14 protein-coding genes and 1 pseudogene are annotated in these 13,514 nt (G+C 64.9%); 4 read left to right on the plus strand and 11 right to left on the minus strand.

The window, feature by feature from the left end; all coding sequences use genetic code 11:
- Window positions 1-63: 63 nt before the first annotated feature.
- The 10 genes and pseudogenes from KF733_01020 to KF733_01065 all read right to left on the minus strand — a co-directional run bounded on the left by KF733_01020 (window position 64) and on the right by KF733_01065 (window position 8,260).
- Entirely contained in the window at window positions 64-1,437 is a 1,374-nt protein-coding gene (locus KF733_01020; protein ID QYK56067.1) for a phosphodiester glycosidase family protein, read from the minus strand.
- Window positions 1,438-1,476: 39 nt separating this feature from the next.
- Window positions 1,477-2,379, minus strand: a complete 903-nt coding sequence (locus KF733_01025; GenBank protein ID QYK56068.1) for an LD-carboxypeptidase — start codon at window positions 2,377-2,379, stop codon at window positions 1,477-1,479.
- Complete coding sequence (locus KF733_01030; protein QYK56069.1) at window positions 2,376-3,161, minus strand: KH domain-containing protein; 786 nt, start codon at window positions 3,159-3,161, stop codon at window positions 2,376-2,378. The genes KF733_01025 and KF733_01030 overlap by 4 nt, the downstream gene beginning before the upstream one ends.
- Window positions 3,162-3,194: 33 nt before the next feature.
- Complete coding sequence (locus tag KF733_01035) at window positions 3,195-4,571, minus strand: membrane protein insertase YidC (GenBank protein ID QYK56070.1); 1,377 nt, start codon at window positions 4,569-4,571, stop codon at window positions 3,195-3,197.
- 19 nt (window positions 4,572-4,590) lie between these two features.
- Window positions 4,591-4,776, minus strand: a complete 186-nt coding sequence (gene yidD / locus KF733_01040) for a membrane protein insertion efficiency factor YidD (GenBank protein QYK56071.1) — start codon at window positions 4,774-4,776, stop codon at window positions 4,591-4,593.
- Window positions 4,773-5,090: pseudogene (locus KF733_01045) on the minus strand (ribonuclease P protein component). The gene yidD and the pseudogene KF733_01045 overlap by 4 nt, the downstream one beginning before the upstream one ends.
- 11 nt (window positions 5,091-5,101) lie before the next feature.
- Window positions 5,102-5,236: a 50S ribosomal protein L34 gene (rpmH, locus tag KF733_01050; protein QYK56072.1), complete on the minus strand. Its 135-nt coding sequence runs from the start codon at window positions 5,234-5,236 to the stop codon at window positions 5,102-5,104.
- 68 nt (window positions 5,237-5,304) lie between these two features.
- Complete coding sequence (locus tag KF733_01055; protein QYK56073.1) at window positions 5,305-6,171, minus strand: hypothetical protein; 867 nt, start codon at window positions 6,169-6,171, stop codon at window positions 5,305-5,307.
- 35 nt (window positions 6,172-6,206) lie between these two features.
- A complete protein-coding gene (locus tag KF733_01060; protein QYK56074.1) occupies window positions 6,207-6,974 on the minus strand; it encodes an enoyl-ACP reductase in 768 nt (255 codons plus the stop codon).
- Window positions 6,975-7,036: 62 nt separating this feature from the next.
- Window positions 7,037-8,260, minus strand: coding sequence for a DUF1501 domain-containing protein (locus KF733_01065; GenBank protein QYK56075.1), 1,224 nt, complete (start codon window positions 8,258-8,260; stop codon window positions 7,037-7,039).
- 83 nt (window positions 8,261-8,343) lie between these two features.
- Here KF733_01065 and KF733_01070 point away from each other — a divergent pair, with 83 nt between their 5' ends.
- The 4 genes from KF733_01070 to typA are packed head-to-tail and all read left to right on the plus strand — an operon-like array spanning window position 8,344 to window position 11,872.
- Window positions 8,344-8,754 (plus strand): hypothetical protein, encoded by a 411-nt coding sequence (locus KF733_01070; GenBank protein QYK56076.1) that lies wholly within the window; start codon window positions 8,344-8,346, stop codon window positions 8,752-8,754.
- A 21-nt stretch (window positions 8,755-8,775) separates the two neighbouring features.
- A complete protein-coding gene (locus KF733_01075; GenBank protein QYK56077.1) occupies window positions 8,776-9,213 on the plus strand; it encodes a hypothetical protein in 438 nt (145 codons plus the stop codon).
- Window positions 9,214-9,232: 19 nt separating this feature from the next.
- Window positions 9,233-9,994 carry a hypothetical protein gene (locus KF733_01080; protein QYK56078.1) on the plus strand — a complete coding sequence of 254 codons (762 nt, stop codon included), beginning with the start codon at window positions 9,233-9,235 and terminating at the stop codon, window positions 9,992-9,994.
- A 48-nt stretch (window positions 9,995-10,042) separates the two neighbouring features.
- The gene (typA, locus tag KF733_01085; GenBank protein QYK56079.1) at window positions 10,043-11,872 is read left to right on the plus strand and encodes a translational GTPase TypA; all 1,830 of its coding nucleotides are present in this window, start codon (window positions 10,043-10,045) and stop codon (window positions 11,870-11,872) included.
- On the opposite strand, the gene KF733_01090 is transcribed toward typA, so the two are convergent.
- A complete protein-coding gene (locus KF733_01090) occupies window positions 11,873-13,357 on the minus strand; it encodes a hypothetical protein (protein QYK56080.1) in 1,485 nt (494 codons plus the stop codon).
- Window positions 13,358-13,514: the final 157 nt, after the last annotated feature.

Raw genomic sequence — 13,514 nt, forward strand, 5'->3', positions numbered from 1 at the left:
CTATTCCTACGGAGCCCGCGCCAGGCACAGGGCCCTATGAACCTTACCTGTCCGTCAAAATGCCTACTTGGACTCGACCGTGACGGTCAGGCTGAAGACGCGCCCACCGACCCACGCTTGGACTTCCGCCCGGCCAGGCTTCAGCCCCCGCAAGCGGCCGCCCTGGTCGATCCAACCTTGCCCTTGGGCGGCCCAGACGACGTTCGAATTCGGTACGGCCCTTCCTGCGCTGTCCACGACCCGGTACTCGGCGGCGCCGCCCTCGGCCACCTTGGCCGAGCCCGCGATCACCATGTCCCCGGCGTACTGGGGCGAGGGCTTGGCAAAGAGCAGCAGGCAGTCCGCGATCGGCCTCTCGGCCCCGTCGCTCGGGCGGTTGAGGGTGAGGCCGCTCAGGGCAATCTGGCTGCTGCCGCCGCCGTCCAAGTTCACTGCTTCCTTGCACCCGAACCGCACCATGATATCGGCCAGCTCGACCAACGTGGCGCCTTCGCTCATGGCCTGGCGGCCCTCCACCACGACGAGCCAGACGTCGCCACCCTCTGTCACGCCCACCGCCGTGCGCGGGTGGCGCTTCGTCGCGAAGTCGTCTTGGAAGTCCTCAGACGACCAGGCTTGCAGGGGCTTGCCGCCGGAAACGATGGCGGGCCCACCGCTCACGACGTTCTTGACCTTCTCCCAATCGGCCCCTTCCGTGCGGACGCGGACCGTCACTTTGTCGCCTCTTGCCAGCTTCTCGAGCAGGGGGACCTTGTTTCCGCGTGCCGTCACGGCCACCTGGTCGCGGCCCACGGGCGCTTCCTTCGCGTCGTCGACGGTCGTGACGACCGTTCCGCTCCAAGTCGTGTCCGGAGTCAAGACGCCCTCGCCCTGGAGGTAAACCGTCTTGGACGGTTTCTCTGCCAGGACAAACCCGCCCGTCCCGGTCGTCAGCGAGACGGCGTTGTCGCCCACTTCCTCGTTCAGCCCGTCGACCGGGATCGGGTCGCCCTCGGCGGGCACCACCGTCGCAGACCACTTTAGCCGCGTGACGGTCGCGAAGTTCGGCCCCCAGGCAAAGACGGAGCGTCCCCGGAAGGGACGGCTCACCATCTCGCCGTCGCGGACCATGGCGCCCAAGGGATCGCCCGTCCAGGGAAAGAAGTCACCGTTGATGCCGACCAGCGCCTGGGTCTCCGCCATCGTCTTGGAAAGCGGCTCGCGACCCTTGTCGTCGCTGCCGGGCAGGAACACGCGCTCGCCCGTAAGTTCCGCCCTCGACGTCACGTTTGTGGCGGCCAGCGAGAAACGCACCGCGTGGATCATGCGAGGCACGTTCGCGGTGTACTCCATGCGGTAGACGACCCCGGGCGCGATCGGCTTTTCCCAGCGCTGCGCACTACTGCAACCTGCCAGTGAAAGCAGGGCGAGGACGAACGCGTTCGCGTTCCTTGGCATGGGTAAGAGGATAGCCCAGTCGGCCGTTCAGGCCCGTGGCTACGCGTACAAAAGCGTTCCCTTTTCGGCATCGAGAGTGGCGGGGACCCCGAGCGGCAGGGTCAGGATGTGCATCGCATGGCCGAAGGGGAAGTCGAAGACGGCGGGCACGCCGAGGTCCCCCACCCGGTCTTGCACGATCCGCCGCCAGTCCCAATGGCCGATGCCGTCTTTCGGCTGGTCGTCTGTACCCGTCATCTCCCCGACGACGATGCCGGCGGCGCGTTGCAGGAACCCCCCGTTGCGGAGCTGGGTCAGCATCGAATCGACGCGGTGGGCTGGCTCGTCGACGTCCTCCAACAGGAGGATCTTGCCCTCGGTCTCGATGGCCTCGGGCGTCGCCAGGCTCGAAGCGATGAGGCAGACACAGCCTCCTGTGACCACGCCTTGGGCGCGGCCGGGCACGAGCGTCTTGCCCGCCGGGGCCTCCGTCACGATCGAGTCTTCGCCGCGCATCGCTCGCAAGAGGCTCTGCGTGACCCATGGGGCGCGGTCGCTGCCCAGGGTCAGCAGCATCGGGCCATAGAGGGTCGGCAACCCTCGCCGGTTCAAAGCGGTGTGGAGCGCGGTGACGTCGCTGAAGCCGACCAGGAGCTTCCCGCTCGCCGCCATGCGGTCGAGATCCAGCAGAGGCAGCAGGCGCGCGCAACCATAGCCGCCGCGCGAGCAGAAGACGCAGTCCACCCCAGGGTCGGCGAAGGCGTCTTGGAGATCGGCCGCGCGCGCCCCGTCGGTGCCGGCCAAGTAGCCGTCCCGCTCGAAAACGTTGGCGCCGAGCGTGACCCGATAGCCCTCGGCCTCCAAGACCGCCACGCCCTTCTCGATCTTCGCGGGCTCGATCGAGGAGGCAGGCGAGACCACACGGATGTGGGCGCCAGGCTCGAGCCGAGGCAGCTTGGTCATTCAGCCGGCGCGATCACGACGCGGCGGTTGGGCTCTTCGCCTTCGCTGTAGGTCGTGACCCCGGCGAAGTCGGAAAGCGCCTGGTGGATCACGCGCCGCTCAAAAGCGGGGAGCGCGTCCAAGACGGCCTCCTCGCCCCGATCCCGAACCTGCTCCGCGATGTCCATCGCTTGGCGGGTGAGGACCTCGGCCCTCCGCTCTCGGAAGTCGTCGCCGTCCAGCACGACACGGACCCCGTTCCCAAGCTGGCGGGCGGAGATCACGTTCATGATGTACTGCAGAGCGTTGAGGACTTCACCTCGGCGACCGACCAGATAGCTTGTATCGCGTCCTTTCAGCTTGACGTGGATGTACTTCCCGTTGAGCTCGGCGACGGTGGCGTCCACGTCCAAGTTCGAGAGCTCGACGAGTTCGGCAAGGTAGCCCACGAGCTTGTCCGCGTCCTGCTGGCTCGCGACGACGTCTTCGGCCGCGTCCCCGGCCTCCTCGACTTCCTCGGGTTCGATCTCGGCGTCCTCAACCGCGGCGGGCGGTTCGGCCACGGCCACGGCGGCCGTGCTCGACTCTTCCTTCTTCGCGCGGGTGCTGGTCCGCTTACGCTTCGGCGCGGCCTCTTCCTCTTCCGCGACGGTCGCCCGGATCCGAACCTGGCCACGACCGAAAAGGCCCTTGGTTTCATCCAAGACCTCGGCCTTTACTTTCGCGCGGTCGACGCCTAGCTCGGCCGCTGCCTTCCCGACCGCGTCTTCAAGTGTCGATCCGGCGACTTCTATGCTGTTCATGTGTTGTCTCGCAAGCGCCCTTAGGGCGAAACTTTACTTCTTTTTCCTGGATTTGCGCGGCCCACCGGTCTTACCGAAAAAGCCGGCGTCCACGTGGCCGTTCGACTTGCCGTTCTTCGGCGTGGCCTGGACCGGGATCACGCCGCCCGTCGCCGTGGCGACCTTCTGCAGCGGTTCCAGCGGAATCCGGTAGATGACCAGCGACTGGATCATCGTCAAGATGTTCGTGAAGACCCAGTAGAGCACGAACGCGCTCGGAATCGGGAAGAAGAACATGCCGACGCCGACGATGATCGGCATCAGAATCCCGAGCATCCGCTGTTGCCTCTGCGTGGCTGGGTCGCTCACCGGCATCATCATCGTGCTGGCGAGCATCGTCAGCGCGTAGAGGATGATCATCGGGTGGTCCACTTGGCCGAGGTTCGGCGCCAGCTGCATGCCCAAGAAGTTGTGCGCGCCAGGTCGGATCCAAAGGAACGTGCCCGCTGTGAACTCGAACTTGTACAGCAGCATGCACTGGTAGATGCCAAGGAAGAAAGGGATTTGGACGGCGGCGGTGCCACACCCGGCGAGCGGGTTCAGGCCGTACTCCTTGTAGAGCGCCATCATTTCCGCCTGGGCCGCCTGCTGGCGCTCCATCGGGATCTGCCCCGTCTTCTTGTCCTTGAACTTCTCCTGGATCTCCTTCGTGTACGGCTGCAGCTGCATCATCTTGCGGCCGTGCATCATCTGCTTGTTCGAAAGGGGCAGGACGGCGGCGCGGACGACGATGGCCAAGAGGAGGGCCGCGAACCAGTAGCTGAAGCTCGGCACGGCACCGGTCAGCTGCACGAGAAAGTCGATCAGGTACCAGCCAGGGAAGAGATAGAAGACGAGCTGGCTCTTGTTGCGGACCTTTAGGTCGTCGACAAGCGTGCCGTAGAGCGCCCCTGGCGTGACCGAAGTCTCGGTCAAGGTGAGCTGTGGAGTGACGGGGACGGGCGATTCCCACAAGGGGCTATCGTGGAAAGCCGTGTACTTGGGCTGCAGCAGCGTATAGCCCGCCATGATCTTCTGCTGCGCGCCGGCTTGGTCGCCTTTGACTTTGTCCCAATAAAGACCGGCCTTGAGCTTGGTGTGCGCGGCCAGCGTGTGCGCCGCGAGCACGCGCTTATCGAGCTCTGCCTGGTCGATGGTGCCGTCGCTCTTCAGCTTCTCCACCGCGCGGGTATAGGCCGGCAGCTCCTTCGCCAGGGAGACGTCCTTGCCTTCTGCGGCCAGATCCTGCATCCGGCCCAGGATCTCGCCCGCCGACCGGGTGTCCGGTTGCTGCGGCGGGAAGAGGAGCTGCATGCCCAGGAACACGACGGCGAACAGAAGCAGCGTCGTCATGAGTTGCTGGCGCGGGTGTTGGGCTTGCGGAGCGGCCATAAGGTCGGTTTGTCTTGGTCTACGGAACGGGATCGTGGCCGCCAGGGTGGAACGGGTTACAGCGCATGATCCTGAGCGCCCCCATCCACGAACCCTTCAGCAGCCCGTATTTCTCGACCGCCTCCAGAGTGTACTGGGAACAGGAAGGCGTGAAGCGGCAAGTCGGGGGCACCCATCGCGTCGTCCTCTGGTAAAGCCGGATCAACGCGACCCCCGTTTTCCTTCCCAGCGATCGCGCGTCTCGTCTAAGAGTCGTCCCAGTTCCTCCTTCATTGTGCCCATGCCCGCCCGGTCGGCCTCGGAGCGGACGAAAACGGCGATGTCCAAGTCTACGTCCCTCCGGCCCGTGAGGATGAGGGCGGCCCGGGCCCTTCGTTTTGCTCGGTTCCGCCGAGCGTGAGAGCCGATCTTTCGGGCGGTCGCAAAGCCGACAAGGCCCGCTCCCGGAAGCGAAAAGACCCGGAAAAGACTCCCGCTGACCCTTTGGCCCTGGTTGAAGACCTCGTCGAAGCGCGCTGCGTTCGGGCCCTTTAAGCGCCCAGACGGCGCCGACCCCGGAGACGACGGCGCTTGAGCACGTTCTGGCCGTCCGTCGTGCGCATCCGGACACGGAAGCCGTGGGTCTTGCTTCGCTTCCGGTTGTTCGGCTGAAAAGTGCGTTTCATGGTTCACCTGCCTTCTGGACGTCGGGCGCAGATGGTACCCGGCTCCCGCCCACCTGATGGGACTGGCCTCAAACGACCTGCTCCGGGCGGGGGTGGAGGCGCGTCGCTCCGGGCAGATCGGCTTCGCGGATGACCCCGATCAACTCGTCGAAGCCCGGGGGGACCGTCATCTCGCCCGCCATCGTCTCGATGAACTCCAGGATGGGGTCGACCGGGGTCAAGTCGGGCAAAGTCACGTTCATAGAGACCTGCGAGGCCTCGCGCGAGGCGAGCGGAAAGCCGAGGGCCCGGACTCCGAGGAACCTCGGGTCCCCCTCGGAACGGAGACGCCGGATCGAAGCGGCGATCGTCTTGGCCGCGACCGGCTCCGAAGACTTCAGGTTCGCGTTCATTGCGATAAGGAAGTCGCGCCAACCCACGACCGTCGCGCCCAAGAGGGGGTGTGCCCTGCTCGGGCCATAGTCCGGGCGGAGCTCCCGCTCCAGCAACCCGCCAAAGCCGCCCTTCCTGAGCCCGGGGAGGTCGGCCTCGTGCCTCCCCTTCTCAGACTTCTCATAGAGGAAGACGGGCAGGTCGAACTTCTCGGCCAGGCCCGAGGCGACCGACTCTACCCACTGCAGGAACCTGCTCCGGCCGTCCTCGCCCCCGATCGGCTCCAAGGGCGTGAAGGGGCAGACGTCCAAACCCCCGATGCGGGGATGGACGCCGACGTGGCGGTTTAGGTCAATGGTCGGAAGGACGAGGTGGGCGAGGTCGTAGAGCACCGCCTCGACCACCTCCTGCTCGCCGGAAAAGGCGGTCACCGTGCGGTTGTGGTCGACGTCGCTCTCGCAATAGTGGACCTTCACCTGCCAGGAGTCGAGCGCCTCTCGGCAGGCCCATAGCAACCGCCGGTCTCGGCCGAACGACCAGTTCGGCACCGTGAGGACCCTCATGCGGGCGGCCCAAACCCCCATTGCGGATGGGACATCTAACCGATACCAACGACGTTGTAGCCGTTATCGATGAAGACGATTTGCCCGCTCACTCCCCGGCTCAGGTCGCTCATGAGCCAGACACAAGTGCCCGCCACCTCTTCTTGGCCAAAGGGTCGCTTGAGGGGGGCGTGGGTATGGACGTGGTCGATCATTTCGGTCAGACCCTTCACCCCGCGGGCGGCGACCGTATTGATCGGCCCAGGGCTCACCGTGTTCACCCGGATCCCCCGCCCACCCAGGTCGACCGCCAGGTACCGGACGCAGGACTCCAACGCCGCTTTCGCGACGCCCATGACGTTGTAGTTGCCGACCGCGCGGGTCGACCCCAGGTAGCTCATCGCCATGATGCTCGCGTCGTCGGCAAGGACCGGCTCGAGCGCGCTGCAAAGGCCGACAAAGGAGTAGGCGGAAATCTCGAGCGCGAGCTTGAAACCGTCACGGCTCGTCTCAATGAAGCGTCCGGCCAGGTCCTCCCGTTTGGCATAGGCAGCCGAGTGGACGAGGAAGTCGATCTTGCCATAGTGCTCGGCGACCTCGGTCGCCAGAGCGGCAAGCTGGTCGTCATAGGCGAAGTCGACCGTCAGGAGCTTCATCCGCTCGTGACCCTCGACGAGTTCGGCGACCTTCTCGCTCATCCGCGAGTCCTGCGCACCGACCCCGACCTGGGCCCCGTGTTCGTGCGCCATCCGAGCAACGGACCAGCCAATGCTGTTCTTATTGGTGACGTTGAGCACGAGCCCCTTCTTGCCTGCAAGAAGCATGGGGACGATTATGGGCGGTTAATTGCGTTCCACGCGGGGGGCGCCGTCTTCCAAGCGGCTTTTCAGACCACCGGCAACGGCTTGAAGTGCTCGCCGAGGACGATTCCCGAGTCTGAACCCATCCACTCGTCAAGCGCGGTCGCATAAACCTGGCGAAAGTCCGTCGAGAACGCCAAGTCGCCGTCGTCTAGGTTCACGAGGTCGGGCTTTTGCCCGTGGAAGCCGCCTTTGACGTTCTTGCCGATCAGCATCATCGGGCCCGCCTTTCCGTGGTCGGTGCCGAGGCTGCCGTTCTCATAGGAACGCCGTCCGAACTCGCTGAAGGCCATCACCATCACCCGGTCGGCGCGGCCACAAGCCTCCATCTCGCGCTGGAAGGCGAGCACGGCGTCGGAAAAATTCTTGAGGAGCCGCGCGTGGCTGTCGGGCTGCCGGGAGTGGGTGTCGAAGCCGCCCGCGCTGAAATAGACCACGCGGGTCACCGGAGAAGAGGCGACCAACTGGCTGATCTGCCTGAAGCCCCGGCCGAAAGGATCGTCGCCATAGGTCTCTTTCGTCGCGAAACCGTTGAGTCGCAGCTTGAGGTCGGCCATCGCGTCGAGGGCGGAGGTGTTCGCTTGCTGGATGGCGCGGGTCGCCGAGCCCGATTCGGCCGCTTGGCCCTGGATGGCGCGGAGCCTCCGCTCGGAGTCCAAATCGCCGACCATCGCCTGGATGTCCGCAAGGCTCGCAAAGCACGGGATGCTCGACTTCTCGGACGCCAGCGCCATCGGCTTCTCCACTGAAAGGCCGATCCCCGCGACGGAATCGAGCGGCCCTTGGGCCAGGGAAAGGTCGAAATAGCGGCCCAACCAGCCGTTCTTCAGCCTCCCGTCGGGAGAGGCCGAGTGCCAGATGTCCATGCTCTTGAAGTGCGAGCGGTTTGGGTTGGGATAGCCGACCCCGTTGACCACCGCGACCTTCCCTTCCTTGAAGAGCTGGTGGATGCCCTCCATTGAGGGATGGAAGCCCAACTCGGCGCTCACCTTGAGCACCGCGTCCTCTTTCACCGCGAGGGTGGGGCGAAGCCGGTAATAGGCCGACTCGGTGTACGGGATGACCGTGTTGAGACCATCGTTCCCGCCCGAGAGCTGGCAAACGACCAGGACGTTGTCCGGGTTCTTCCCGCCTCGCGCTGCCTTGACCAGGTCCGCCCGAGCGATCGCCGAGAGCCACGGCGGCGTCATCAACCCGACGGCGAGCACACCGCTCTGTCGGAAAAGTTCTCGTCTGGTGATGTCGTTCATCGGGTCAGCCCTGGGCGTTCGCCTTTCCCTTGGTAAGACGTCGGAAACCGACCGCCGTTCAACCAGAGGTAACCTTTGTCTCGGTGAGGAAGGTTACCACTAGCACTCTTTCCGTGGTCGCTTCGGTCGTCCTTGCCGTCCTGACCCTGGGCGTTTTCAGCATCGCCCGGGACAAGGGCCCCGCCAGCACAGTCGTCCGGTATCTGGAGGCGGTCGCCCGGCAAGATATCAACGCCCAGGCCGACCTGACCCTGCAGCCCGCCGACCACCCTTCGACCCAGAACTTGCGCCGCATGCTGACCGAGGCGCTCAGCGTCGGCGACGGCGCGGGCGTCCAGGTGAAGTCCCAACGCGGCCGCGAGGCGCTCGTGATGGTCACCATCAAATACCGCCAGGGATTCTTCTCGCTCGCCTTCCATCTGACCAAGCCGCGCTACTCCTGGAAGATCGATGCCCAGTCCATGATGGCCCCGACCCCGGCAAGCCCGTATTAGAGTCGGGCTAAAATCGTCGGGATGCTTCGAACGGGCCGTACGAACTGGATCGTCGTTGCCCTCACCGCCCTGATTGTCGTCATTGTTGGCCTCCTCTTCTTTGTGGGCGAATCTCCCACGACCACGACAAACCGATTTTTCATCGCCCTTGCCAAGGGCGATTCGGCCGAACTGGCGGAAGTGACCGTCTTTTCGCCGCCAAAGTCGAAGGAGGAAGCCAAGGCGGCTTGGGACAAAACCTTTGAATATTCGAGGCACTACCGCTTCGTCTGGAAGATCACCGGCCACACGAACCCCGCCCCAGACCGGGCGACCGTCCGGTTCAAGTTCGTGAAGAACGCGCTGCGCGGCAGCGCCTACGAGGAAAACTACGACATCGACCTGCTGAAGGTGGACGGCAAGTGGAAGGTCGCGGTGGACTCAGTGGACAGGGAGATCTTCCCGGCCCTGCCGCGATAGACCCCAGTATCCTATTGCAATGCTATGCACATTGCTTTCGCTTCTGGCCCTCGGCCAAGACCAACCGGTCGTGGTGGCAGTCGACCAACTCGCGGTCGTCCGTAGGGACGGCGAAGGATGGGAGCGCGTCGAACCCGAATGGGCCGAGAAGCACAAGGAACTCTCCTTCGCCCGCGTCACCGTCGGAGGAACCGGCGCCACCAGCGTGATCGCCCTCTGGAGCGGGGGGGAAGGCGAAGGCGGTGAAGGAAACGAGGGACTCGTCTTCTGCGGCGAGGGCCCGCGCGAGGAGACGGCAGAGGTCTACGTCTCCGGCGGCAAGGTCGGCGTCCCCCGACCGGTGGTCTCGGGCACGGGCAACCGCGACGGCGCGACGGCCGACGTCGTGCGGTACCTTGCCGCGAAGGGCCTGAAGCCCGCCAAAGTCGCCTCCCGGAAGGGGTGGCAGGCGGACTTGGACGGAGACGGCTTCATGGATAAGGTCGTCGTGCTCTCTACCCAGAAGAAAGGGGAGGACCGCCCTCCCACCGACGACGACTTCACGATCGCTTTGCTCGTCTGGGGGAAGTCCAACAAGATCGAGACCCTCGCCCTCGAGAACAAGTTTGAGGAAAGGCGAGGGATGCCCGTCCTTGATATCCCCGCGATCGCTGACTTCGACGGCGACGGCGTGATGGAGCTCGCGGTGAGCATCCGTGACCGCCAGATGAACCGCGCGACGGTCTGGGGCTGGGTGGACGGCAAGCCGGAGCAACTTGGCGAAGCCGGGGTCGGTGAATAAGCCGGGCTGATCGGACTCGAAGCGGCCGCCGGTACAATCACGCCTCCCATGGAAGACTCGGGCATTAGAAACCTTGGCATCATTGCCCACGTCGACCACGGAAAGACGACGCTGGTCGACGCGATCTTTCGGCAGTCCGGCCTGTTCCGGTCGAACGAGACCGTCACCGACCGCGTGATGGACTCAAGCGACTTGGAACGGGAACGGGGCATCACGATCCTTTCCAAGGTCGCGAGCTGCCGCTACCAAGGCACAAAGATCAACATCGTCGACACCCCCGGCCACGCCGATTTCGGGGGCGAAGTCGAGCGCGTGCTCAGTATGGTGGACGGCGTCCTGCTCGTCGTGGACGCCTTCGAGGGCCCGATGCCGCAGACGCGGTTCGTGCTGAAAAAGGCGTTTGACAACGGACTGCGGCCCATCGTCTGCATCAACAAAGTGGACCGGGAGAACGCCCGGCCGACCGAAGCCTACGACAAGACGCTGGACCTCTTCATCGACCTTGGCTGCAGCGAGGACGACCTCTTCTTCCCCCACCTGTACACGAGCGGTTCCGCCGGGTTTGCCCGGGCCGAACCGAACGGCACCGAGGACGACATGAAGCTCCTCTTCGAGGCCATCGTGAAGCACGTGCCCGCCCCGAGGGTCCAGGTGGAAGGGCCGGTGCGGCTGCAGATCAACAACCTCGACTACAGCGACTACCTTGGCCGAATGTTCGGGGGGAAGCTGCTGCGCGGCACCGTCTATGTCGGGGACCGGCTCACGCGCATCGGCGAGAGCAAACAGGACAGCTTCAACTGCACGAAGCTCTGGATCTACGAGGGCCTAAAACTTGTGGAAGTGGAGAGCGTGAAAGCCGGCGACATCGTGATGATGTCCGGCCTGGACGAGGTGCTGATCGGGGACAGCGTCTGCGACGCCCAGTTCGTCGAGCCCCTCCCGAGGATCGAAGTCGAGCCCTCCACCCTGACGATGAACTTCTACGCCAACAACAGTCCGATGGCGGGCAAGGACGGCGGCAAGTTCCTGACGATCCACAAGATCCGCGAGCGGCTTGAAAAAGAAGAGAAGGTGAGCGTCAGCCTGAAGATCGACCGGGAGGCGCCGGCCGACACGGTGAAAGTCGCCGCCCGCGGCGAGATGCAGCTCTCGGTCCTGATCGAGACCATGAGGCGCGAGGGATACGAACTCGCGATTGCGCGCCCGCAAGTCATCTTCAAAGAAAACGACCTTGGAAAGAAGCTTGAGCCCGTCGAGCAACTCACCCTGGAGTTCGAGGACGAGGCCATGGGCGGGGTCATGGAAGAGCTGGCCAGGCGCAAGGCCGAGATCCAAGACATGGCCAGCCTCGGAAACGGCCGGTCCAAGATCGTGGCCTCGATCCCGACGCGGGGCCTCATCGGTTTCCGCACCGTTTACCTCACCCTGACCCGCGGTTCCGGCCTCATGGGCTCGATCTTCGAGGGGTACGAGGTGCACCGGGGAGAGGTCCAGAGCCGCGTTCAAGGCTCGCTGATCGCCAAGGATCCAGGGAAAATGACGCGCTACGCCTACGAGCACGTCCAAGAACGCGGCACGTTCTTCTACCCGGTCGGAACCGAAGTCTATGGCGGCATGATCATTGGAGCGTGCAGCCGGGACGAGGACATGGTCGTCAACGCGACCCTGCAGAAGGCGGCCACCAACATGCGGTCCGCCACCTCGGACACGACGACCGTGCTCGACGCGCACCGCGAGTTCTCGCTCGAACAAGCGCTCTCCTGGCTGCGCGACGACGAGCTTCTCGAAGTGACGCCGAAGCAGCTCCGGTTCCGCAAGAAGATCCTCGACCACAGCGAGCGCCGGGTCGCCGAACGCCGGGCTACCACGGTCGGCTAATCACGGCGAATCGGGCGTGACCCGGTATAGGGTCACATCGCCCGTCGGAGTGGAACTTAGGGGCTCGACCCGGAAGCCGCCCGGTTCGATCTCCGGCCGCTTTTGGCCGGTGTGGACCAGCAACAAGTAAGCCTCCGAAAATCCTAGGCGCGGCTCGAAAAACTTGGTCAGCACGGAGTCCAACCCCGCTGTCGAGATGAAGATGAGCGGATCGTTCCCCTGCACGGGCTTGAGCCGGTCGTAGCCGGGAAGGAACTTCAGCGGTTGCTGCCGCTCCTTCAAGAACAGCTGCGGCACGAACTGAGCGGAGTCGATCGTTCCCCAATCCGCTGCATGGCGGTAGATGTCGCTCGAAGAGGGCACCGGCTCATAGAACCGCGCCGTGACCACCATTGCCTCTCGTCCCGCCGAACGCTGGAGCGCCCGGAAGTCGTCGACGGCCTTTGCGGCGGGGAACCAGTGCAGGCCCGCCACTAGGGCGAACCGGATCGCCACCGCCGTCACCACCGCTCGCGAAACCTGCCCCGCCCGGGACTCCCAGGTGAGCCCCGCCGCCAAGACCGCCACCAGGGCGAGCGAGACGCGCTCGGAGGTGTAGGCCGTGCCCGCAAAGAAGCCCGGGCCGACCAGCGTCAAGACCAGCGCGACCGCCGCCGGACACTGCGCGATGGGCGCCAGGCGCACCTGTCCCCGGAACACGAACACGGCGAGGGCGATCGCCAGGATCCACCCGATGACCAGGGCGCCGCCCGCGGCCGGGGCCCAAAGCTGCGCCCACGTCCAGAGCCGGGTCGGCCAGCTGAGCGGCTCGCGCCCCATGAGCGCCAGCGCCCCCAGGGCCAGCGCGCCAAGGGGGATGCCAGCGGCCAGGATCGTTTTCGCCACCCGGGCATGTCCCCAGCGACGCCCCGCCAACATCGAGACGCCCAGGGCAGTCGTGACGAGGAACGCCATGAGGTGCACGACCGCAAGCAGGGCGCCGACCGGGAGGAGCCAAAGCCATGGCGGCCGGAACGCCCCTTTCTCCGGCGGCGACGCCAACGCCAACACCCAGAGCCCGAGCCCTATCCCGAAGAGGAAGTTGACGAACCCCATCAAATACCACTGGTCGAAGACCACGAGCCCCGCCAGGGCCACGGACGGCACCCAGCCTCCGTGCCACTTCTTGGAAAGGGCGAGCGTCCCCGTCACGAGGAGCACCGTCACAAACGCGAGGAACAGGCGGGAGCCGACGTCCAAGGGCAGCACTCTCAAGAGGGAGGCCATCAACAGGTCCATTCCAAGGTTCGGAATGGGGATCCAATCGGGCGCATAGAAGCGGTTCGCCCCATGGGCCAGGATCTGCACCCGGGCGATGTGGAGCGGGTAGTCCACCATGGGAGGGCTACCGACCAACAATGCCGGAGCCGATGCAAGCGCCACCGCCGCCGCCATTGGCCAGCCGGGGACGCCAGCACGCCCACCCATTTCGGGAACCGGGGCCATCCGGCTCGGGATTCTACTCACCGGACTAAAAGAATTGGCGCGGGCATCTGCCCACGCCAGAGACTGCTTGTCGATTTGATCGCTGGAATACTTTTCGTACGGGGAGTGCGTCCCTCTGAGGAGACTATGGTTCGAGCTTGTTAAGAACAGGTAAAGG

This window comes from Fimbriimonadaceae bacterium (assembly GCA_019454125.1).
In the GTDB taxonomy this organism is placed as follows: Bacteria; Armatimonadota; Fimbriimonadia; order Fimbriimonadales; family Fimbriimonadaceae; genus JALHNM01.